The organism is Nocardiopsis coralli, from assembly GCF_014892575.1.
Taxonomy (GTDB): Bacteria; Actinomycetota; Actinomycetes; order Streptosporangiales; family Streptosporangiaceae; genus Nocardiopsis; species Nocardiopsis coralli.
Map to the genome: position 1 here is coordinate 1 of NZ_JADBGI010000022.1, position 21,066 is coordinate 21,066.

The following is a 21,066-nucleotide window of genomic DNA, read 5'->3' on the forward strand; positions in this document are numbered from 1 at the left end:
CACCCCCGACACTCAATGCTCTGCCGGGAGTGCGCGGGGGCGCGCCTGTGCCGTTGCCTCCGCGGGAGCGAGCCACCACCCGCACACCCCGACCGTTGGCCGCAATGGGGCCACCACAGGGGGATGGCCGTACCCACCGTTCTTTTGGCTGCGGGCGGGGCCTCGGGGGCGAAGGGGTTCGTCGATGCGGGTCGGGACAGCCCGGCGAACAGGCCCGGAACGCACACCCCGAGGCGCCCCGGAAGTCAACCGCCCAACCCGCCACGCTTTCCGCCCCTCCAAGAGCACTGGAGGGGCGCCGATGTGGGTTGCGCGCAGGGCCGGCCGGGCTATCGTTCCCGACCCCGACGAACCACCGACCCCGAGGCAACACCAACGAACCCCCCCACCCCAGCCCAGTCGCCCCGAGGCAACACCAACGAACCCCCCCCACCCCAACCCAGTCGCCCCGAGGCACCACCAGCGAACCCGACCGACCCACACCACCCCAGCCACCCGAGGCATCACCAGCGAACCCGACCGAACACACCGAGCTCGGACTCCAACGAGAACCCCACTCTCGGCGTTCATGACCGGAGGCGAAACAGTACGTCCGCCGCTGTACCGGTACGCGCACCCTGCCCCAGACCCTGTCCCTGATGCACCGGCTGACACGGACGCGGCCCCTGCCGGAACACCTCCGGCAGGGGCCGCGCCGCCGATCTCAGGCCCGGAGCGCCTCGGCCACCCGCGCCCGGTGGTGGGCCGGGTCGCCCCACGCCGAACGCAGCGCCCGCGCCTTGCGGATCCACAGCGACAGGTCGAACTCGTCGGTGTACCCGATCGCCCCGTGCAGCTGCAGGGCCGTGCCCGCCGCGCCCTGGGCCGCCTCCGACGCCGCCACCTTCGCCGCCGACACGTCCCGCCCGAACTCGGGGGTGCCGTGCGCCAGCGCCGCACCGAACACCAGCGGGCGGGCGAACTCGAGCGCCGTGTGGGTGTCGGCGAGGCGGTGCTTGAGCGCCTGGTACTCACCGACAGGGCGCCCGAACTGCTCCCGCGCGCACACGTACTCCACCGTCGCCGCCAACAGGTGCTCGCCCAGACCCAGCGCCTGCGCCGCGCACGCCAGCGCCCCCAGGTCGGCCGCGTGCGCCCCCGGCTCGCGCGCGGGCACACGTTCGCCCTCGCTCCAGCCGAAGAGCCGCCGCGCGGGGTCGAACGAGGGCGGCAGCGCCTTCTCGGCCACCGCTCCGTGCAGGTGCCCGTCCCGCAGGGCCAGGACCAGGTCGGCGGTGTCGGCGTCCAGGGCGTGCGGTACCACCGGCGGGTGCGCCAACGACACCATCAGCGCCCCCTCCACCAGCGCTGCGGTCCGATCGGCGTCGTCCAGCAGGGTCCCGGCCACGACCGTCTCCACGACCGGTCCCGGAACCGCGTGCCGCCCGACCTCGGCCATCGCCACCACCAGCTCGACCGGCAGCATCCCGGCCCCGCCGCGGTCCTCCTCCACGGCCACGGCGAACACCCCCGCCTCACCCAGCTCCGACCACAGCGCCCGGCCCGGCCCGTGGTCGCCCGCGGCCCAGGCCCGCACCGCGCCCGCCGTGCCGGCGGCCGACAGCCTCGCGCGCAGTGCCTGGCCGAACATCCGCTGTTCGTCGTCGAGTGCGAACCTCATCGTCTGCCCTTCTGTGCCCGGGGGAGGCCGAGGACCCGCTCGGCCACGACGTTGCGCTGGATCTCGTTGGTTCCGGCGTAGATCGGCCCGGCCAGGGCGAAGACGTGGTCCTCCAGCCACGGCCCGTCGAGCTCTCCGTCGGGGCCGAGCAGGTCGAGCGCGGTCTCGGTCATCGCCAGGTCCAGCTCCGACCAGAACACCTTGTTCATGCTGGCCTCGAACCCCACCGGGTCCGGGCGTGCGATGGTCGCGAACCCGTGCAGTTGGTAGGCGCGCGCCCCGATCCAGGCGTCCACGACCCGGTCGCGTACCGCGGTGTCGGCGGGGTCGGCCCGCTCGCGCCACAGCTCGACCAGGCGCTCGGCCGAGGCCACGAACCGGCCCGGGCTGCGCAGCGTCAGGCCGCGTTCGTCCCCGGCGGTGCTCATCGCCACCCGCCACCCGTCGCCGGGCTCGCCGATGACGTCGCGGTCGGGCACGAACACGTCGTCGAGGAACAGCTCCGCGAAAGCGGGTTTGCCGTCCAGGCGCCCGATCGGCCGCACCGTCAGCCCCGGGGCGGCCAGGTCGAACATGACGTAGGTCAGTCCCCGGTGGCGTTCACCGGAGGAACGGAAGAGCCCGAACGCACGATCGGCGAAGGGCGCCCGCGAGCTCCAGATCTTGTGCCCGTTCAGCAGCCACCCGCCGTCGGTGCGGGTCGCCGTCGAACGCAGGGAGGCCAGGTCGCTGCCGGAGTCCGGTTCCGACCACGCCTGCGCCCACACGACCTCTCCCGCGGCCATCGGGGGCAGGACCCGGTGCAGCTGTTCGTCCGTGCCGTGCGCCATCAGGGTGGGGGCGAGCAGGTTGATGCCGCTCTGGTTGAGGCGGGCCGGACCGCCGGCTGCGTAGTACTCCTCCTCGAAGATCAGCCACTCCAGCGGGGTCGCGCCCAGGCCGCCGAACTCCTGGGGCCAGGAGACCGCGGACAGCCGGGCCGCGCCCAGGGTCTTCTCCCAGCCGCGGTGCAGGGCGAAACCCTCCTCCGTCTCCAGGGAGGGCAGCGGTGTCGGGGGCACGTGCTCGTGCATCCACGCCCGCATCTCGGCGCGGAACCGCTGTTGGTCCGCGGTGAGGTCAAGATCCATCGGAGGCCGCCCTCCTCATGCTGCGCGGGTCCATGCCGCCCAGCGCGTCGGTTCCGGTCTCGGCGTTGTGGGCGTGGGCGAGGTGGTGCAGCCCGAAGGCGGCGTCCATGCCGGCGCGCATGCCCTGCAGGTCCTCGGCCTGGTTGATCGCGCGCTTGGCCAGCGCCAACCCGAAGCGGGGCATGCGCCCGATGCGCTCGGCCAGTTCGAGGGTGTGCTCGTCCAGCTCTTCCCGCGGCACGACCCGGTTGACCATCCCGACCTCGCGGGCCCGCTCGGCCGGCATGCGCTCGCCGGTGAACAGGAACTCCTTGGCCACCCGCGGCGGCATCACCCACGGGTGCGCGAAGTACTCCACCCCGGGGATGCCCATACGCAGGACCGGGTCGCTGAAGAACGCGTCCTCGGCCGCCACGACCAGGTCGCAAGACCACGCGAGCATGAGCCCGCCGGCCACACAGGCGCCCTGCACCGCGGCGATCGTGGGTTTGGGCAGCTCGCGCCAGCGCCGGCACATGCCCAGGTAGACCTCGGACTCGCGGGCGAAGCGGCTCTCCGCCCCGGCCTTGTCGGTGTGGTCCCACCACAGCCCGGCCCGGCGCTCGAAGCTCTCGTGGCTGTCCCGGCCGGGGCTGCCGATGTCGTGGCCGGCGGAGAAGTGGGGCCCCGCCCCGGCGAGCACCACGGCCGCGACCCCGTTGTCCTCGGCGGCGCGGTAGAAGGCCGCGTCGAGGGCGTAGGTCATCGCCGAGTTCTGGGCGTTGCGGTGGTCGGGGCGGTTCATGGTGATGACGGCGACGGAACCGTCGGCTCCGCGCCTCTCGTAACGGACGACGTCCTCCATGCGGGCCTCCTCGTGTGGGCCGATCGCACGTCCATTCTTTCTAACAAGTGTTTGGTAGAGTAGCATGCAGGGGTCGGCGACGGCAGCCCCCGAGTGGCGCACCCCCGCAGAAAGGGCCACCCATGAACACAGCCCCCACCCACGTCCCCGGCCACGACCTGCTCCGTGACCGTGTCGCCGTGGTCACCGCGGCCGCCGGCGCCGGCATCGGCGGCGCCACCGCCCGCCGCATGCTCGAGGAGGGCGCCCGAGTCCTCATCGGCGACGCCCACCAACGCCGCCTGGAGGAGACCGAGCTGGCCCTGGCCGCCGAGTTCGGCCCCGGCAACATCGCCTCCGTGCCCTGCGACGTCACCAGCGAGGAGCAGGTCGAGGCCATGTTCACCGCGGCCCTCGAACGCTTCGGCGACATCGACGTCGTGGTCAACAACGCCGGCCTCGGCGGCACCGCACGCCTGGTCGACATGACCGACGAGCAGTGGAACCGCGTCATCGACGTCACCCTCACCGGAACCATGCGCTGCACCCGCCACGCCCTGCGCCTCATGGCCGACCGCGGGGGCGTGATCGTCAACAACGCCTCCGTCATCGGCTGGCGCGCCCAGGAGGGCCAGGCCCACTACGCCGCCGCCAAGGCCGGCGTCATGGCGCTCACCCGCTGCGCCGCGATCGAGGCCGCCCCCTCGGACGTGCGCGTCAACGCCGTCGCCCCCAGCCTCGCCGTCCACCCCCACCTGGCCAAGGTCACCTCACAGGAGACCCTCGACCGCCTCACGGAGCAGGAGGCCTTCGGCCGGCACGCCGAACCCTGGGAGGTCGCGAACGTTATCGTCTTCCTTGCCAGCGACTACTCCTCGTACATGACGGGGGAGACGGTCTCGGTCTCCAGCCAGAGGGCCTGACAGAGGGGAGGGTGTGGTGTGCCCGGGCCCGCGCCCGCACACCACCGCACACGATGAGTCCACGGCGACGCGACGAAGCAGGAACAGCCGCAGCACGCGCGCACAGGCGCGCCCAACTGCTGCGGACCGCGGCGGAGGTCTTCGCCGCCCGCGGTTACTCCACCACCACGGTCCGCCAGGTCGCCGACGCGTCCGGGATGCTCGCGGGCAGCCTCTATTACCACTTCGACTCCAAGGAATCGATGGTCGACGAGATCCTCTCGACCTTCCTGACCGAGCTCTGGGAGGACTACGACACGATCCTCGACCAGGGCAAGGGCGCCCGCGAGACGCTCGAATCCCTGGTCACCGCCTCCTTCGGGGCCATCGACCGCCACCGGCCCGCGGTCGTCATCTACCAGAACGAGTCCAAACACCTGGCCGAGAACGACCGCTTCACCTACCTGGTCGACAGCCAGAAACGCTTCCGGCAGATGTGGGTGGGTCTGCTGGAGAGGGGCATCGAGGAGGGCGACTTCCGCGCCGACCTCGACCCGCCCGTCATCTACCGGTTCATCCGCGACACCGTGTGGGTCGCCGCGGGCTGGTACCGCCCCGACGGACGCCTGACCTCCGAGCAGGTCGCCAGGCAGTACCTCGCCATGGTCCTGGAAGGGGTCCAACGGCGCTGAACAACGAAGGAGACACCGGTGAGCGACGCCTACATCGTCGACGCAGTCCGCACCCCCGTCGGTAAACGCGGCGGCGGCCTCGCAGAGGCCCACCCCGCCGACCTCGGCGCACACGTGCTGCGCGCCCTCATGGCCCGGACCGGGGCCGACCCCTCCGCCGTCGACGACGTGGTGTTCGGCTGCGTCGACACCCTCGGACCGCAGGCCGGCGACATCGCCCGCACCTGCTGGCTCGCGGCCGGCCTGCCCGAGGAGGTCCCCGGCGTCACCGTCGACCGCCAGTGCGGGTCCTCCCAGCAGGCCGTGCACTTCGCCGCCCAGGCCGTCATGTCCGGCACCGCCGACCTCGTCGCGGCCGGCGGGGTGCAGAACATGTCCCAGATCCCCATCGGCTCGGCCAACCGGACCGCCGCCGAGGCGCTCGGCCACACCGAAGGCCCCTTCCACGGTTCCCGCGGCTGGACCGAGCGCTACGGCGACCAGGAGATCAGCCAGTTCCGGGGCGCCGAGATGATCGCCCGCGACTGGGACCTGAGCCGCGAGGACATGGAGGCCTTCGCCCTGGAGTCCCACCGCCGTGCCGCCCGCGCCATCGACGCCGGACACTTCACGGACGAGATCGCCCCCTACGGCGCCGCCACCACCGACGAGGGCCCGCGCCGCGACACCACCGCCGAGAAGATGGCCTCCCTCAAGCCCCTCGTGGAGGGCGGACGGCTCACCGCCGCGGTCTCCTCCCAGATCTCCGACGGCGCCGCCGCCCTTCTCATCGCCTCCGAACGCGCCGTCGCCGAACACGGCCTCACGCCCCGCGCCCGCATCCGCCACCTGTCCGCACGCGGGGAGGACCCCGTGCGGATGCTGTCGGCCCCCATCCCCGCCACCGCGCACGCCCTCAAGCGCACCGGGCTGCGCATCGACGACATCGACACGGTCGAGATCAACGAGGCCTTCGCCTCGGTGGTCCTGGCCTGGCTCCGTGAGACCGGCGCCGACCCCGCCCGCGTCAACCCCAACGGCGGTGCCATCGCCCTCGGGCACCCCCTCGGCGCCACCGGGGCCCGCCTCATGACCAGCCTGCTCGGCGAACTCGAACGCACCGGCGGGCGCTACGGCCTCCAGACCATGTGCGAGGGCGGCGGACAGGCCAACGTCACCATCATCGAACGCCTCTGACCACACACGGACGAAGGGCCGGGGAGAAGAATCCCCGGCCCTTCGTCGTGCGGCCTCAGCTCTGCCCGAGCCTCTCGAGCACACCCTCCGCCTCGGACACGATGCCCTCCACCAACTCGGCGCAGCTCGGCAGATCGTCGATCACACCCACCACCTGGCCCGACGCCATCACCCCCGCATCGGTGCGGCCCTCCACCAGCGCCGACCGCAGCATCATCGGGGTGTTGGCCGCCATGAGCACCTGCGACCAGCTCGCCCGGCCGCCCCGGCGCATCGCCGCACCGTCGCGCAGCATCGCCGTCCACGACATCCCCGACACCCGACGGAACGCCGCCGCACTGCGCGCCGCGCGCACCAACCGCGCCGGGCCGCTCGAACGCTCCAGCGCCTCCACCGGCGGTGTCCGCAGCACCCGGTGCGGCAACCCGTCCACCTGCTCGGTCACCACGGTCTCCCCGGTCTCCAGGTACACCCGCTTGACCCGGTCCGGCACGGCGCTGTCCGAGGTCAACAGGAACCGGGTCCCCATCGCCACGCCCGCCGCCCCGTAGGCCAGGGCCGCCACCAGGCCGCGGCCGTCGAAGAAACCGCCCGCCGCGATCACCGGGATGTCCACCGCGTCCACGACCTGCGGCAACAGCAGTGTGGTGGCGACCGGCCCGGTGTGCCCGCCGCCCTCGCCGCCCTGCACCAGCACCGCGTCCGCGCCCCACGCGGCGACCTTCTCCGCGTGCCGGCGCGCCCCCACCGACGGGATCACCACCACCCCGGCATCCTTGAGCCGGGCGATGAGCTCGGGCCGGGGCGCCAGCGCGAACGAGGCCACCCGCACCCCCTCCCGGATGATCAGGTCCACACGCTCGCCCGCGTCGCCCGCGTCGGCGCGCAGGTTCACCCCGAAGGGCGCGCCGGTGCGTTCCTTGACCTCGCGCACCGCCGCCGACAGTTCCGGCAGGGACATCGTCGCCGACGCCAGGATCCCCAACCCTCCGGCCTCGGAGGTCGCCGAGACCAACCGGGGACCGGCCACCCACCCCATCCCCGTCTGCACGATCGGGTGGCGGCACCCCACCAGCTCGGTCAACGGGGTCCGCAGGGCACTCACGCCGGTACCTCCTTCTCGCGCACGCCGTCCGGGTCCAGGACCTCGCGCAACACCCGCAGCTCCTCGGCGCTGGGTTCGCGGGTCACGCCCACGCCGCCCTCGGGCACCGCCAGGTCGAACCCGGTGCGCTCGTGCACCTCCTCCTCCGCGACCCCCGGGTGGACCGACAACAGGCGCACCGTGCGGTCCGGGCCACCGAGGTCCAGCACCGCCAGGTCGGTCACCACGCGCCGCAGGTCGTAGGCGTCCTCGGCCCCGACCCCGCTGACCATGTCGACCTCCTCCACGAAGACCCGGCGCGAGTGCTTGGGGATCCAGTAACTGGTCGGGTTGCACAGGGTGTTGCCCGGGGCGCCGCGCACCCCCAGCAGCTGGGATCTCGGCTGCTCCCGGTCACCGACCGCGGAGATGTTGCTGCGCCCGTGCCGGTCCAGCTGCGAGGCGCCCATCATCACGTGCCGCCGCCCGTGGAGCACCAGCCACAGGTGGTCGCGGAACGGCAACCAACCCTCCACACCGCCCGGCCCGGCCTCGGCGCCCCACGGCAGGGCCTCGCGGCTCAGCAGCGGACCCCCGTCCGTGGTCAGCAGGTCCGGTTCGAACGTGAGCCGCGCGAGCCGCGCCCCGAGCACCGAACAGACCCCCATCGCCGCGGCCAGCACCTCGCCGTCGCCGCGCCAGGCGTCCGCGCACGCCGTCACACACACCTCGGCCCGTGTCGCCGTCATCGGGTGACCTCCCTCTGGTAGGCGGGTTCGTCCACGTCGACGAAGCGGGCGCGGAACCCCTCCCACAGCTGCGGGTCCCGGACCGCCTCCGCGTAACGCCTCTGGAAGGCCTCGTCCCGCGGACCGTCCGGTTCGCACGAGGTGAAGTGCGCACCGCCCGGCGTCTCGGCGACCCCGGAGACCGTCGCCCGGTTGATCAGCAGCGACTGCGGCGGGCCGTCGAAGGCGTCCACGAGCCGCTCGCACGAGAGGTAGGTGCGCTCCGCCGCCTTGGCGAAGAGGTCGTCCATGTACGGGTCCGGGCCCAGGTACTGGCCGTTGCCGCGCCGGTCGGCCCGGTTGACGTGCACCAGCGCCGCGTCCAGGTGCAGGGCGGGCACAGCGACCAGGTCCTCGGGCTCGCCGCCGGGGGAGGGGTAGGGCGAGCGCACGGTGCGCAGCTCCGGGTTGACCCGCAGGACGTCGGAGCCGCGGCCCACCGGTGTGGGCAGGAACGGCAACCGGTGTGCCGCCGCGAGCAGCCCGAACAGGAACATGCCCTCGTCGTACTCGGTGAAGGCGATCTCGCCGTTCTGCCGGGCGGCGCGGAACGCCGGTTCCAACGGGACCGTGTCCAACGTGACGAAGGGCGCCACCACCCGGCGGACCTTGCCCAGGGCGCACAACAGCCCCACGTCCGGTCCGCCGTAGGAGACCACGGTCAGGTCGCGCACGGGGGAGCGGCAGACCGCGCGCACCAGTGCCATCGGTTTGCGGCGCGAACCCCAGCCGCCGATGCCCACGGTCATGCCGTCCGACAGCGAGCCCGCGATCTCGTCGGGGGTCATGAGCTTGTTCAACGTGTCTCCGATCCCGTGGTGAACAGGTCCCGGTGCGCGTTGCCGGCGCCGGTGAGGTTGAGCTCGAACGTGAAGCCCTGCTCGAACCGGTAGCTGCGCTTGACGTCGACCGGGTCGATGCCGTTGAGGGACTCCTTCGCGCGCCGGATGACCTGCGGATCCTTCTCCGCGATGCGCTCGGCCACCGCGAGCGCCTCGGCCCGCAGGTCCGCGGGCGCAACGACCGACAGCACGGACCCGAACGCGTGCAGCTCGGCGGCGGTGGCCTCGCGGCAGGTGTAGACCATCGCCCGCATCAGGTGCTGGGGCACGAGACGCGCGAGGTGGGTGGCGGCGCCCAGGGCGCCCCGGTCGACCTCGGGCAGACCGAAGCGGGCGTCCTCGGCGGCGACCACCACGTCGGCGTTGCCGGCCAGGCCGATGCCGCCGCCCAGGCAGAACCCGTGCACGGCGGCCACCACCGGGACCGGGCAGTCGTAGACGGCGGCGAAGGCGGCGTAACAGCCGCGGTTGGCGCCGACGAGGGCGTCGAACCCCGGCGTGCGCTGCATCTCTTTGATGTCGACGCCGGCGTTGAACCCGCGGCCCTCTGCGCGCAGCAGGACCGCGCGGGTGTCGGGGTCGCGTCCGGCGGTGTCGAGTGCGTCGGCCAGGTCGTGCCAGGCGCGCACGGTGAGGGCGTTGACGGGCGGGGCGTCGACGACGAGCTCGACGACCCCGGAGGGGAGCTTCGTGGCGGAGATGCTCATGCGCTTCCTTTCCACCAAACATTTGTTAGAATCGGATGCTACCAGCCGGTCCCCGAAGGATCCATGGTCCGGGGCCGGCTCCTCCCTCCGTCCACATGTGGCCACGGAGAACGCGCAGGTGAACCGGGGTATGTCCGGGCGGATCAGACCGGGTGCAAGCGAACGACCGACCGCACTACGGGGGTAGTACTCATGCGTTCGTTCAGCACCACCGCCAGGGTCTCCGGCGTCGCCGCGGCCACCGTCGCCCTGCTCGCCACCGGCCTGTTCGGGGTCAACACGGCCGCGGCCCAGGAGCAGCCGATCGACCCGGACCGGGCTCACGAGATCATGGAGACGCCCTGGCCCGAGTACGAGGTCGGGGACGTGCACGGCAACATCGAGCTGGTCTCCACCTACCTGACCCTCGAGACCGACGAGGACGGCAAACCCTTCTGGGACGAGCACCCCACGCGGGTGTTCACCGAGGAGCTCGCCGACGCCGTCGAGAACTACCAGGCCCACGTCGGCCTGGACGAGCAGCGCAGGATCGGCGAGCCGGAGTGGGACCACTTCTCCGACGGCCAGTTCCCCGAGGACGCCTTCGACTGGGGTCCCCCCGCGGGCAACAACTTCTACGGCCCGGGGGACAGCGGCAAGGGCGTGGGAACCGTCCAGTTCCTGCTGGTCGAGCGCGGATACCTGGACCCGGGCCAGGTCGACGAGCAGTACGGCAGCGAGACCGAGGCGGCCGTGGAGGAGTTCCAGGCCGACAAGGTCTGCCCCGAGATCGACGTCAGCGAGCAGGAGTGCGTCGACGGGCTGACCGGCGAGGTCACCTACCGCGCTCTGGTCAGCGTCGAGTAGTCACCGGTCGCCGACCGGTACGGGCCGGGTACCGCGGAGGCGGGCCCGGCCCTCAGCCGCGCTCGGCGGAGCGCACCGTCTCCTCGGGGTCGACGCGTACCACGTGCACCCCTTCGGACGAGGAGACCATGATCGTGCCCTCGGGTGTGGCCAGGAGGTCGAACGGGCGGAGAGGCACGGTCCAGGGCAGGACGTGCCATACGGGAGCGGCCACGTCCAGGAACATGAAGGACAGTTGCAGAGGCTCGTAGATGAGGTCGTCCCGATTCTCGTCTAGGTGGGCCGGCTTCCGGACGAGCACGGCGACGGGGCGGCCCGCCCATTCGGTCACGCGGGACACGACCGCCCACAGGTCCACGGGGAACACCCGTTCCAGCTCGGGGAGCGTGAAGATGTCCCCGGCCTCGGCCAGGTAGGTGCGCCCTCCCGCGCGGGCGACGTCCACCGCGCGCCCCTCGGGGACCGCATCGAACCCCTCCTCGACACGGACCGATCCCACGAACGGTCCCGTTCCGTCGCCCTCCCGTTCGACGTCGAGGAAGATCGCGTTGACGACGTGGAAATCGTCGGGAGTGTGGTCGACGACCACCGGGGACGTGGGATGGGCCAGGTAACCGTGCCGGAAGGTGAGGCGTCCGCTGACCAACCGATAGCACTTGTGCTCGCCGGCGGAACCGGGGATCGGCAGCCCGGTGGCCAGATCCCAGGTCCGCAAGATGCGGTCATAGGGTCCGCCCCGGGCGTCCTCGTGCAGGAAGAGCAGGTCCCGCCCCTCGTGGTGGGTCAGGATCAGGTCGTACGCATCGTCGAACTGCCGGTACTCGCGCTCCAGCGGGAAGTTCTTCAGCACGCCGCCGTCCCACGGGTCGGTGACGGTGAGCCCTTCGGGTCCCTGGTACGCCAACACCGGTTCCGGACGCAGTGAAACGAGCACACCGAGATGAACGGGACCGCGCACGGTGAACCCGCGCCCGGGCCGGCGCTGGACCCTCTCCCGCAGGTCGAAGGGCATCACCATGACGTCCTCGGACACGGGGTCGTGGTCGTCCTCGGCCGTGACCACCACGGTGCTGCCGGCCTGTTGGAACGTGGCGAACTGCCAGTCCTCGCCCAGCAGGTGCTCGACCTCCATCGCCTTCCTCTCACCTCGTCCTCGTGCGGCACGCCCTCCCCCCGCCCGCGCGGACACCGAACCGGCCGGGAGGTTGCCCCGGCACAGTGAACACGTCCGCATGTGGCCACAGCAAAACCGCAGGTGAACCAATGTGTGGGAGGTATGAGTCACACATGGTGCAAGCGAACGACCGACCACACCACGGGGGTAGTTACAGATGCGTTCGTTCAGCACCACCGCCAAGGTCTCCGGTGTCGCCGCGGCCACCGCCGCGCTGCTCGGTGCGGGCCTCTTCGGGGCCACCGCCGTCTCCGCCGAGGACCAGCCCATCGAACCGGCCGAGGCTCCCCAGATCATGGACACGCCCTGGCCCGAGTACGCCGTCGGCGACAGCCACCCCAACATCTACGCGGTCACCAACTACCTGACCGCCGAGACCAACGATGAGGGCGACGCGTACTGGACCGCGGACCCGACCGAGGAGCTCACCCAGGAGGTCTCCGACGCCCTGCTCGAGTACCAGGCCGACCGCGGCCTCGGTGAGCACGGCGAGATCAAGGAAGAGCTGTGGGGCCACTTCTCCGACGGGCAGTTCGTCACCGGCTCCTTCGCCTGGGGTCCCGCCAACGGTGAGTTCTACACCGTCGGCGACTCCGGCGACGGCGTGGAGAGCGTCCAGTACCTGCTGATCCACCACGGCTACCTGGCCGAGGGCGGCGACGACGGCGAGTACGGCGGCGACACCGAGGCCGCAGTGGAGGACTTCCAGGCCAACGAGGTCTGCCCCGAGGTCGACGTCAGCGAGCAGGAGTGCGTCGACGGGCTGACCGGCGAGGTCACCTACCGCGCCCTGGTCACCATCGAGTAGTCCACGGAGCAACCCTTCCGACAGGGCCGGAACGCGCACGGGGGCGCGGTCCGGCCCTTCCGCTTGACACCGCTCGCGCCGGGGAACGCCCAGGTCAGCGGCCCGAGACCCTCGGGCCACCGTGAGGCCAGGGAGGACACGGCCATGAGCGAGCAACTCCACCGCGTGGGCGAACGGTGGCAACTGAGCTTCCACCGCAGCTACGACAACCCGCCCGAACAGGTGTGGCAGGCGGTGACCGAACCCGGGCTCCTGGGCCGCTGGTACCCGATGACCGTCGACAGCCTCGACCTCAGGCCCGGGGGCGCCATCGCCTTCCACGACGAGGAGGGCAACGTCGTCTCCGCCGAGGTCGTCGAGGCCGACCCGCCGCGCACCTTCTCCTTCGACGAGTTCGACGACGAGACCGGCGACCACCGGATCGACCTCGCCCTGGAACCCGACGGCGCCGGCTGCCGGTTCACCTTCACCCACACCTTCGAATCCGGGGACTGGGCCGAACGGATGGAGGAAGGGTGGGAGCACTGCCTGGCGGCCCTCGGCGAGCTCCTCACCGAGCTCGGCGCCGAACGTTCCTGACCTTCTTGCCGGACCGGCAACAACGTTCCCCATCGCGGGCCCGGCCGGTGCACCATGGCCGGGAACGACGCACCGAGGACAGGGGACGACCGTGGACGAGAAGTTCTGGGACGACAAGTACGGCGAGCACGGGCAGATCTGGAGCGGCCGCCCCAACGGGGTGCTGGTCAACGAGGCGGCCGACCTGGAACCCGGGCGCGCCCTCGACGTCGGCTGCGGCGAGGGCGGCGACGCGCACTGGCTCGCCTCACACGGGTGGACCGTCACCGGCGTCGACCTCTCCCGCGTCGCACTCGACCGCGCCCGCGAGCTGTGCCGGGACCTGCCCGTCGACCTGCGCCACCAGGACCTCGCGAAGGAGCCGCCGGAACCGGGCGCCTACGACCTGGTGTCGCTGCACTACTTCCCGCTCCTGCGCGAACAGGGCCACGCCGCCCTGTGCGGGCTCGTGGAGGCCGTCGCACCCGGCGGGACGCTGCTGGTGGTCGGCCACGACATGAGCGGGCTCCAGGGGCACGAGGGCGGGGACTTCGACCCGGGAGACTTCTACCAGCCCGCGGAGTTCGCCGCGCTCCTGGGCGAGGGGTGGACCGTCGAGGCCGACGGGGTCCGTCCCCGAGTGGACAGCGCCCCCGAGGGCACCGCGCACACGCACGACGTCGTGCTGCGCGCCCGCCGCTCGGGGTGAAGGCCACGGCCCGCACGGGCCTGTGCCCTTCAGTGCGCTCCGCGCAGGTCCGACAGGTTCCGCGCCCCAGGCACGCGCACAGGTCTTGGGGTGCGCAGGTCGTGTCCGTCGCATGCCTGGAGGCTTCGCCGCCCGGCAGGCATGCCCATAGGTCTTGGGGCCCGTAGGCCGTGCTCGTCGCGCGCCCGGAGGCTTCGCCTCCCGCGGGCACGCCCACAAATCTTGGGATCCGCAGAGGCCGCGCACGCCTTGCCCACACGCAGGCTCCGTGCCCGGCGGGCTCACCGGGCACTGCCCGGCCCGGCCTCCGGGCCGACCCCGGCCGGCCCGTCGGCAGAGTCTCAGGCGGGGCCGCGGCCGCCGCGCCGCTGGCGCGAGGCCTCGTACAGCACCACCGTGGTGGCCGAGGCGGCGTTGAGCGAACTGGCCGTCCCGCCCATGGGGATGTACACCAGGTCGTCCGCCTCCTCTCGCCACCGGTTGCTCAGGCCCGTCGTCTCGTTGCCGGTGAGCACCAGGGTCGGCCCGCGCAGGTCGTGTTCGGCCAGCTCGGCGGCGCCCTCCTCGTCGGTGGCCACCACACGCAGTGGCACACCGCCGGCGCGCACCTGCTCCACCCAGGCCAGCACCTCGCGGGCCGAGGGCGCGCGCACCACGGGCACCCCGAACAGTGAACCGGTGCTCGCCCGCACCGCCTTCGGGTCGTAGGGGTCCGCGGCGTGCCCGCCCACGATCACGGCCGACCCGCCCAGGGCGTCGACCGAGCGCACCACGGAGCCGATGTTGCCCGGGCTCGTGGGGCGGTCCAGCACCACACCCAGGAAGTCGGGGCCCACCCGGATCCGCGACAGGTCGTCCTCGGGGGTCTCGATCTCGGCCAGCAGCTCCGGCGGCTCCTCCTTGTCCCCGAGCTCGCGCATGAGCTCGTCGGCGACCGCGTAACGCGTCGCACGCACCGACCGCAGCATCTCCTGCGCCCACTCCGACAGGCGCCCCTCGGACCGGTACAGCCACGAACGCACCGTCCACCCGGCCTCGACCGCCATGGAGATCGGCCGCACGCCCTGCACCAGGATCGCCCCCGCCCGGTGCCGCTTGGTCCGGTTGTGCAGCAGCGTCTCCCACTGCTGGAACGTGGCGTTGCGTGTGGTGACCCGCTTGTCGCCGGCGGGGCCCGAGGGACGGCGGTCGCGGGAGGGGCGTGATCTGGTCATAGGGCCCGGAGATTACCAGGTGGCGGCGGGGAAACGGACGCCCCGCGATCCCCGCACGGGGGCGTTCGCGGGGCGTCCGGCGCCTGGTATCAACGGCCGGGGTGGTGCGCGGCCACCAACAGCTCCACGTTCCGGTCGCCCGGCTCGCCCAGCTTCGCCTCGTCGGCGTGGATGTCGTTGAGCGAGAGCTCCCGGTAGAGCGAGGCCAGCCCGGCGGGGGAGAAGTCGCCGTGGTCCACCCGGTACGGGCTGTCCGCCTCGATCAGGGTCGTGAACAGCGACATCGTCCCGTCCTGGTTGTCGACCAGCTCGATACAGCGCGCCAGCTGCGGGTGATCGATGTGCGAAGCGGTATTGATCTCCCAGAACCCCCGCTCGGGACGGTCGGAGGTGTGCGCCCGCACGGAGTTCTCGTGCGTGTGCCCGTTCACCCACGCCAGCACGTTCGGGTACCGCTTGAGCATCCCCACCAGGATCTCGCCGATGTAGCGCACCTCGCCCGGTCGGCGGCTGTCCGGGAGCGGATTGTTCATCGTGTCGCTCGTGTGGTGGCTGAACAGGATGAACAACTCGTCGCTCACGTCCTGCGTCTGCTCTCGCCCGAGCCGGTCGTAGTAGGTCGAGCTCGCCGACCGCAGCGTCTCCTCCACCCAGTCGAACTGGTGCTTGCCGATCGACCCGTTGGCGAGCCCGGCCAGCGTCGTGGTGTCCATGCTGATGCCGGTGATGCCCTCGGCGATCGTGAAGGTGTAGAAGCAGTCCGTGCCGTCGGCGTTGGCGTCGGAGAACCCGTGCCCCACCGGACCGGGCCCGGTGTTGGCCTCGTCCAGATGCGCGGCCACGAACCCCTCGGTGTCGAACGGAGCCCGCCGTTCGTCCGGGGTCACCGTGGACACGATGGTCTTCGAACCGGCGGTGTCGATCTCCTCCTGCCGCGCCACCTCATCGGGCAGCTCGCCCACCTGGTCGGGGTCGGACTGCGCGGCCGCCGCCTGCTCTGCCGCCTCACCCTCGGCGAACATGATCTTGCGGTCACCGGTGAAGACCTCGGTGAGCATCCCCGCCGGCAGTGTTCCGGACGGGGTGTTGTCGTGGTTGCCGATCGTGCAGTACCAGGGCACGTCCAACCCCGGGGCGGTGAACTCCGCCATCGCCGCCGCCAGGAAACCCGGAAGGTGCGGGAACCCGGCCTCGGACTTGTACCGGTCGTCCATCTCGCTCTCCGGCTGCCAGTACAGCTCCGCCCCGCAGTTCTGCACCCCCTCGAACACGGACGGGTCCCCGGTGTTCGGCGTGATCGCGCCGCCGTTGAGCAGCCCCATGAGCCAGTCGAGCTCGATCTGCTCCTGGTTGTCGGTGTTGTCGCCGGTGGTCATCACGAAGTCGAACGCCCGCCCGGTCACCGGGCCGGCCCGCAGCGCGTTGACCCGCTGCACCAGGGCCGAGGCGCCGACCTGGGCCAGGGCCTCCTGCGGCCGGTGCGCGCCGGTGCCCAGGATCGGGTGGGTGTACTCGAACCGGAGCGGGCTCTGCACGTCCACCACGTGGGTGTCGGTGAACTGCACGAACGCGGTCAGCGGCTCACGCCGGTCGTCCCGGTCCGGCTCGGCCCCGACCAAATCCTCGCGCACCTCGATCGGCCACCCGGGCCCGGAGGAGAGCAGCCGGTAGCCGTCACCGGTCGGGGTGGCGACCTCGGCGAGGGTGGTGCCCTCCGGATCGGTCACACGCTCCAGCGTCCGGCGCATCAGGCGGTCGTGGGTCGCGGCGGACACGGGCAGGGACGGCAGGCCCAGGGCCAGGCCCAGTCCCGCCCCGGCGGCCAGGAAGCCGCGGCGGTGCAGAGAAGCCATGCGGGGGTCCTTACGGCCCCGAGCGGGGCCAGGAGGAAACGGGGGCGCTCGACATTCAAGGGGAGCGGGGCCCGCGCGGCAACGGGTGCCCGGGCCCCTGCGGGACCCCCGCCCGGAACGCCTGGGGTTACGGCTGGGTACGATCCCGGGTTCGGCCCTTTACGGGCCGCTCGTGTGTGAGGACGGCGCCCACCGGTGAAGGAGCACCGTCCACCTGCGGTTCCCCGGTGTGTACCCCCGCGTTCGCGCGCGCCTGGGCGGGCCGTCACAAACATGAATCTCTTTCACGTCTGGCCGGATGTGGCCACGGCAGGCACGGAACGGATGGGACACGGGTGTCACGAGGGCAGCGTGTGAGAGCAGCGGTCGCCTGGGTCGGGCTCGGCCTGATCGCCGGGGCACTGGTGTGGGCGGTGGTCACCCTCGCCCTGTACGCCGGTTACGAGGGCACCGGCGTGGAGGAGGACGCGCTCGTCGCGGCCATGATGTCGTTCCTGCTCGGCCTGGTCGTGCTCGGCTTCGGGGCCAAGTGGCGCGCGGACGCCTTGTACCCCGACTTCGACCCCGACCTGCGCGGCATCGGCTGTGTGGTGCCCGTGCTGATCATCGGCGCAGGCGCTGTGGTCCTGGTCCAGCGCGCCCACCCGGAGAACACCGAGGGCCTGGCCGCGGCCGCGCCCGTGCAGGTCCACGTCTGGCTGATCACCGTGGTCGTGCTCCTCGGTGTGCTCCTGATCGCGCCCCTGGCCGGACGCCCCTCGGCCGAGCCCCTGGCGCGCACGTTCCCGGCTTTCACTGCGGGGGTCATGGTTGTGGCCCTTGCCGGCACGCTCGTACACACCGTGCTCTACCCGGCAGTGCGGCACTCGACCGCCGACGAACCGGGTCAACCCGCCGCTGTGCCCGACACCGTCACCCGGGTCGGATGGACCTGGGAACCCGGACCCGGTGTTCGCCTGAGCCGGATCGAGGAGGGCACGCACGGCCCCCTGATGGTGCTCACCGACGGGGTGGTCGCTCTGGACGGGACCGACGGGAGCGAGCTCTGGTCCTTCCGCCGCCCCTACGACCGGGACATGGGGGTGTCGGTCGACGGGGACCGGGTCATCGTCACCCACGTGCCCGCCGACAGGAGCGCGGGCGGCGACCCGGAGGAACGCGTTGACGGCAGCGCCGAGGAGAGTACCGACACGGGACCGGGCGCACAGGCCGAGGTGCTTGATGCCGCCACGGGCGAAAACGTGCCCGGCCTCGAAGAGATCCCGCACCCGAGCCGCGACGATCTGACCGGCCACCACGTGGCCCGCACCGTCGACCAGGTGTTCCGTGCCGAGGCCGGCGACGAGGTCGAGGACGCCACCGTCCTGTCGGCGGTGGATGCCGCGACGGGCGAGGAGAGCTGGTCCGCGCCCGTGCCGGCCGGCGGGGGCCGGGTCTGCGAGGGCGGGCTGCCGGAGCTGCACCACGGCCTACTGATCTCCACCCACGTGTGCGAGGACGAGGAGGCCTTCGAGGGCAACACGATCGGCTGGCGGGAGGACCCGGACGTGGCCCCGGAGGTCGAGCACGTCGTGCAGGCCGTCGACCCCGACACCGGCGAACGGGTGTGGGAGCGCACCTGGGACGCGGTCGGCGACCAGAGCGCTTGGCGGATCACCCCCGCAGGTCCGGTCTCCGAGGGCGCGGACCCGGTGCTGCTCGTGGAGGCGTTCGGTTCCCGGGCCGGAGTGGTTCTCGACCCCGCCACGGGCGAGGACGCCATCACCCTGCGAACCGACCTCGAGGACACGGACACCGACGCCTACTTCGACGGGTTCCTCGGGGCCGACAGCGAGAGCGCGACCTACCTCGTGCGGGTTCCCGGCAGGCACTTCGTCGAACGTGTCGGCCCCGAGGGCGAGCAGACCGAAACCATTGACGCCCGGGACGTGCCGCTGGTCGAGGCCGACGGAGGAACGGTCCTCGAGGGTTCGGTGCTGACCCTGCGGTTCGAGGACGCCGACGGCGAAGTCGGCTCGATCGTCCACCCGGGGGAGTTCGGCGGGCGCATGGAGTACGACACCGACGAGCAGATCCGGCTCGGGGACAAAGATGACGTCCTGAACTCCGGGAGCGAGCTCCTCCCCATGCCCGGGGCGGTCGTGGTCGAAGTGGGAGAAGAGGGAACGGTCCACGGGCTGGTCCCCTGAGCGATGCACGGACCGGACGCGATGAGCAAGAGAAACGGAAAGAGTGGGAGCCGAGTGTCTCGAGGCCAGCGTGTGCGAGCTGCGATCGCGTGGGTGGGTCTGGGCCTCATCGCCGGGGCGCTGGTCTGGGCCGTGGTGGCCGCGGTTCTGTACAGCCACCATGCCTTGTACGTCGAGGACGAGCAGGCCGATGCGGCTGCTCGGGCCGTGATGGTCCTGCTCTTCTCCTGCACGATCGGTTGCGTCATCCTCGGCTTCGGGGTCAGGTGGACTGAGCGCGACGCCGAACCCGAACCGGAGTCCGAACCCGAGCCGATGGTTCGACAGCTCGTCTACCTGGTGGGACTGCTGTTGGTGGCGGCGTTCATCGCCTTCCCGAACCTGCTCACCGACGGCTTCGCACAGCTCATCACCGCCCGCCTCCAGGTGTGGTTGGCCACCGGTGCCGTCTGGCTCGGCTTCTTGCTGTTCATGCTGTCGGGCCGACGCCCCTCGCCCCGACCTCTCGTGGTCACCTTCTCCGCCTTCCTCCCCGGAGCCCTTGTCGTGTTCCTCGCGGGCGCGCTCGTGCACATCGTCCCGTACCCGGAGGTCCACCACTCGACCGCCGATGCTCCGGGCGATCCGGCCCCGGTGCCCGATGCGGTCTCGGAGGTCGGGTGGACCTGGGAGCCTGAGCCCGAAGTCTCCTTGGAGCGGGTCGAGGAGGGCGTACACGGTCCGCTCGTGGTGCTGAGTGACGGCGTGGTGTCCCTGGACGGCACCGACGGCAGTGAGGTCTGGTCCTTCCGCCGACACGCCGATGAGGACGTCGAGGTCGTGGTCGGCGAGCAGCACGTCTTCGTCTCCTACAGACCCTTCGACGCGGGAGAGACGGAGGGTGAGGAAGAGGTTGCCTTCACCGAGACGTTCGACCTGGCCACCGGGGAGCCGGTGCCCGGCCATGAACGAGAGGCCGACGCGGTCCACGGCGACCCCGACGTGAACACGGACCACGTCGTCAGGTTCCCAGGGCAGGTGGTGAGGGACCATTGGCCCGACTCGGGATCCCCGGCAGAGCTCCAGGCCCTGGAGGTCGGCAGCGGGCGTGAACTGTGGACCGCTCCACTGCACGAACACGAGGGGCAAGATTGCTTGCACCGAGGGCCGACGGAGTTGTACGGCGCGGTGGTCATGACAGAGCAGTGCATGGATGAGGAGGACCGGGATCATCCCGACCTCGGCGCCGCCTTCAGCCAGGAAGGCCTCAAGACCGAGTCCATCGTCACGGCGTTCGACCCCGAGAGTGGGAAGGAGTTGTGGCAGCGCCGGTGGACCGGGGCCGAGTCCCGTATGGGATCGCACGCCCGCCCGGGGGGACACACCGCAGAAGGTGCCTCCCCGGTGATCCTCGTGGACCCCACTTTTCGCCGCTTCGCAGCCGTCCTCGACCCTGCCACGGGAGAGGACGCCGTCACCCTGCCCGCCGACGTCGACGACCCGGACAACTGGTTCCGGGGCTTTGCCGGCGCCGACAGCGATGGCGCGACGTACCTGGTCGAACGCGCGGACAGGCGCACTGAGTTCGAGCGGGTGAACGTGCAGGGCGAGGTCGTCGCGACCATCGATCCCGGAAGGGGATTGGACCGGCGCGACGAGAGCAGCGTGGCTCTGAACGAGATGGTCCTGTTCTCCTCGGCGGTGGAGTCCCGTCCCACGGTGGTCGCCCGAAGCTTCGACAACCCCGAGGTGGATGGACTGATCCCCTTGGAGAGCCCGAACGACAGAGACAGCGACGTTGATCTCCTCCCGGTGCCCGGCGCCGTCGCGGCCTCGGTCGAGCGCGACGGTTCCGTGAGCGGGCTGGTGCCCTGAGTGATGCACGGACCGGACGCGATGAGCAAGAGAAACGGAAAGAGTGGGAGCCCGGTG

At 71.7% G+C, this 21,066-nt stretch carries 19 protein-coding genes; 9 read left to right on the forward strand and 10 right to left on the reverse strand.

Features of this window, described 5'->3' with window-relative positions; translation table 11 throughout:
• Positions 1–703: 703 nt before the first annotated feature.
• Genes IDM40_RS21290 through IDM40_RS21300 form a run of 3 tightly spaced genes read right to left on the reverse strand, consistent with a single transcriptional unit; the run spans position 704 to position 3,634 of the window.
• On the reverse strand, positions 704–1,660 hold the full coding sequence (locus IDM40_RS21290; protein ID WP_193123808.1) for an acyl-CoA dehydrogenase family protein: 957 nt from the start codon (positions 1,658–1,660) through the stop codon (positions 704–706).
• Complete coding sequence (locus tag IDM40_RS21295) at positions 1,657–2,790, reverse strand: acyl-CoA dehydrogenase family protein (protein WP_193123809.1); 1,134 nt, start codon at positions 2,788–2,790, stop codon at positions 1,657–1,659. The genes IDM40_RS21290 and IDM40_RS21295 overlap by 4 nt, the downstream gene beginning before the upstream one ends.
• The gene (locus tag IDM40_RS21300) at positions 2,780–3,634 is read right to left on the reverse strand and encodes an enoyl-CoA hydratase (protein ID WP_193123810.1); all 855 of its coding nucleotides are present in this window, start codon (positions 3,632–3,634) and stop codon (positions 2,780–2,782) included. Before IDM40_RS21300 ends, IDM40_RS21295 begins: the two co-directional genes overlap by 11 nt.
• Before the next feature lie 122 nt (positions 3,635–3,756).
• Between IDM40_RS21300 and IDM40_RS21305 the strand changes: the two genes are divergently transcribed.
• Genes IDM40_RS21305 through IDM40_RS21315 form a run of 3 tightly spaced genes read left to right on the forward strand, consistent with a single transcriptional unit; the run spans position 3,757 to position 6,383 of the window.
• Positions 3,757–4,536: an SDR family oxidoreductase gene (locus tag IDM40_RS21305; RefSeq protein ID WP_193123811.1), complete on the forward strand. Its 780-nt coding sequence runs from the start codon at positions 3,757–3,759 to the stop codon at positions 4,534–4,536.
• 53 nt (positions 4,537–4,589) lie between these two features.
• The gene (locus IDM40_RS21310) at positions 4,590–5,207 is read left to right on the forward strand and encodes a TetR/AcrR family transcriptional regulator (RefSeq protein ID WP_193123812.1); all 618 of its coding nucleotides are present in this window, start codon (positions 4,590–4,592) and stop codon (positions 5,205–5,207) included.
• A gap of 18 nt (positions 5,208–5,225) precedes the next feature.
• Positions 5,226–6,383 (forward strand): acetyl-CoA C-acetyltransferase, encoded by a 1,158-nt coding sequence (locus IDM40_RS21315; protein WP_193123813.1) that lies wholly within the window; start codon positions 5,226–5,228, stop codon positions 6,381–6,383.
• A 55-nt stretch (positions 6,384–6,438) separates the two neighbouring features.
• Here IDM40_RS21315 and IDM40_RS21320 read toward each other — a convergent pair whose 3' ends face one another.
• Genes IDM40_RS21320 through IDM40_RS21335 form a run of 4 tightly spaced genes read right to left on the reverse strand, consistent with a single transcriptional unit; the run spans position 6,439 to position 9,804 of the window.
• The gene (locus IDM40_RS21320) at positions 6,439–7,479 is read right to left on the reverse strand and encodes an NAD(P)H-dependent flavin oxidoreductase (RefSeq protein ID WP_193123889.1); all 1,041 of its coding nucleotides are present in this window, start codon (positions 7,477–7,479) and stop codon (positions 6,439–6,441) included.
• A gap of 5 nt (positions 7,480–7,484) precedes the next feature.
• Positions 7,485–8,216, reverse strand: coding sequence for a CoA-transferase subunit beta (locus IDM40_RS21325; RefSeq protein WP_193123814.1), 732 nt, complete (start codon positions 8,214–8,216; stop codon positions 7,485–7,487).
• Entirely contained in the window at positions 8,213–9,043 is an 831-nt protein-coding gene (locus IDM40_RS21330) for a CoA transferase subunit A (protein ID WP_193123890.1), read from the reverse strand. Before IDM40_RS21330 ends, IDM40_RS21325 begins: the two co-directional genes overlap by 4 nt.
• A gap of 8 nt (positions 9,044–9,051) precedes the next feature.
• A complete protein-coding gene (locus IDM40_RS21335; protein ID WP_193123815.1) occupies positions 9,052–9,804 on the reverse strand; it encodes an enoyl-CoA hydratase family protein in 753 nt (250 codons plus the stop codon).
• A gap of 192 nt (positions 9,805–9,996) precedes the next feature.
• Here IDM40_RS21335 and IDM40_RS21340 point away from each other — a divergent pair, with 192 nt between their 5' ends.
• A complete protein-coding gene (locus IDM40_RS21340; protein WP_193123816.1) occupies positions 9,997–10,650 on the forward strand; it encodes a peptidoglycan-binding domain-containing protein in 654 nt (217 codons plus the stop codon).
• A 52-nt stretch (positions 10,651–10,702) separates the two neighbouring features.
• Here IDM40_RS21340 and IDM40_RS21345 read toward each other — a convergent pair whose 3' ends face one another.
• Positions 10,703–11,782, reverse strand: coding sequence for a hypothetical protein (locus IDM40_RS21345; RefSeq protein ID WP_193123817.1), 1,080 nt, complete (start codon positions 11,780–11,782; stop codon positions 10,703–10,705).
• 199 nt (positions 11,783–11,981) lie between these two features.
• Here IDM40_RS21345 and IDM40_RS21350 point away from each other — a divergent pair, with 199 nt between their 5' ends.
• The 3 genes from IDM40_RS21350 to IDM40_RS21360 all read left to right on the forward strand — a co-directional run bounded on the left by IDM40_RS21350 (position 11,982) and on the right by IDM40_RS21360 (position 13,899).
• Positions 11,982–12,632 (forward strand): peptidoglycan-binding protein, encoded by a 651-nt coding sequence (locus IDM40_RS21350; protein ID WP_193123818.1) that lies wholly within the window; start codon positions 11,982–11,984, stop codon positions 12,630–12,632.
• Positions 12,633–12,776: 144 nt separating this feature from the next.
• Positions 12,777–13,211 (forward strand): SRPBCC domain-containing protein, encoded by a 435-nt coding sequence (locus IDM40_RS21355; RefSeq protein ID WP_193123819.1) that lies wholly within the window; start codon positions 12,777–12,779, stop codon positions 13,209–13,211.
• Between the two features lie 91 nt (positions 13,212–13,302).
• Complete coding sequence (locus IDM40_RS21360) at positions 13,303–13,899, forward strand: methyltransferase domain-containing protein (RefSeq protein ID WP_193123820.1); 597 nt, start codon at positions 13,303–13,305, stop codon at positions 13,897–13,899.
• Between the two features lie 341 nt (positions 13,900–14,240).
• Here the strand turns inward: IDM40_RS21360 and IDM40_RS21365 are convergent, their stop codons facing one another.
• Together IDM40_RS21365 and IDM40_RS21370 are read right to left on the reverse strand one after the other, a co-directional pair.
• The gene (locus IDM40_RS21365; RefSeq protein ID WP_193123821.1) at positions 14,241–15,113 is read right to left on the reverse strand and encodes a TrmH family RNA methyltransferase; all 873 of its coding nucleotides are present in this window, start codon (positions 15,111–15,113) and stop codon (positions 14,241–14,243) included.
• An 89-nt stretch (positions 15,114–15,202) separates the two neighbouring features.
• Entirely contained in the window at positions 15,203–16,966 is a 1,764-nt protein-coding gene (locus IDM40_RS21370; protein WP_193123822.1) for a TIGR03767 family metallophosphoesterase, read from the reverse strand.
• Between the two features lie 353 nt (positions 16,967–17,319).
• Between IDM40_RS21370 and IDM40_RS21375 the strand changes: the two genes are divergently transcribed.
• Both IDM40_RS21375 and IDM40_RS21380 read left to right on the forward strand, forming a co-directional pair.
• Entirely contained in the window at positions 17,320–19,155 is a 1,836-nt protein-coding gene (locus IDM40_RS21375) for a PQQ-binding-like beta-propeller repeat protein (RefSeq protein ID WP_193123823.1), read from the forward strand.
• A 72-nt stretch (positions 19,156–19,227) separates the two neighbouring features.
• Positions 19,228–21,009 (forward strand): PQQ-binding-like beta-propeller repeat protein, encoded by a 1,782-nt coding sequence (locus tag IDM40_RS21380; RefSeq protein ID WP_193123824.1) that lies wholly within the window; start codon positions 19,228–19,230, stop codon positions 21,007–21,009.
• Positions 21,010–21,066 lie beyond the last annotated feature (57 nt).

Coding starts and splice junctions, on each gene's coding strand:
- IDM40_RS21355 (WP_193123819.1), top strand. CDS start 12,777: ATGAGCGAGCAACTCCACCGCGTGGGCGAACGGTGGCAACTGAGCTTC.
- IDM40_RS21345 (WP_193123817.1), bottom strand. CDS start 11,782: ATGGAGGTCGAGCACCTGCTGGGCGAGGACTGGCAGTTCGCCACGTTC.
- IDM40_RS21325 (WP_193123814.1), bottom strand. CDS start 8,216: ATGACGGCGACACGGGCCGAGGTGTGTGTGACGGCGTGCGCGGACGCC.
- IDM40_RS21335 (WP_193123815.1), bottom strand. CDS start 9,804: ATGAGCATCTCCGCCACGAAGCTCCCCTCCGGGGTCGTCGAGCTCGTC.
- IDM40_RS21365 (WP_193123821.1), bottom strand. CDS start 15,113: ATGACCAGATCACGCCCCTCCCGCGACCGCCGTCCCTCGGGCCCCGCC.
- IDM40_RS21340 (WP_193123816.1), top strand. CDS start 9,997: ATGCGTTCGTTCAGCACCACCGCCAGGGTCTCCGGCGTCGCCGCGGCC.
- IDM40_RS21300 (WP_193123810.1), bottom strand. CDS start 3,634: ATGGAGGACGTCGTCCGTTACGAGAGGCGCGGAGCCGACGGTTCCGTC.
- IDM40_RS21290 (WP_193123808.1), bottom strand. CDS start 1,660: ATGAGGTTCGCACTCGACGACGAACAGCGGATGTTCGGCCAGGCACTG.
- IDM40_RS21370 (WP_193123822.1), bottom strand. CDS start 16,966: ATGGCTTCTCTGCACCGCCGCGGCTTCCTGGCCGCCGGGGCGGGACTG.
- IDM40_RS21305 (WP_193123811.1), top strand. CDS start 3,757: ATGAACACAGCCCCCACCCACGTCCCCGGCCACGACCTGCTCCGTGAC.
- IDM40_RS21330 (WP_193123890.1), bottom strand. CDS start 9,043: ATGACCCCCGACGAGATCGCGGGCTCGCTGTCGGACGGCATGACCGTG.
- IDM40_RS21350 (WP_193123818.1), top strand. CDS start 11,982: ATGCGTTCGTTCAGCACCACCGCCAAGGTCTCCGGTGTCGCCGCGGCC.
- IDM40_RS21310 (WP_193123812.1), top strand. CDS start 4,590: ATGAGTCCACGGCGACGCGACGAAGCAGGAACAGCCGCAGCACGCGCG.
- IDM40_RS21295 (WP_193123809.1), bottom strand. CDS start 2,790: ATGGATCTTGACCTCACCGCGGACCAACAGCGGTTCCGCGCCGAGATG.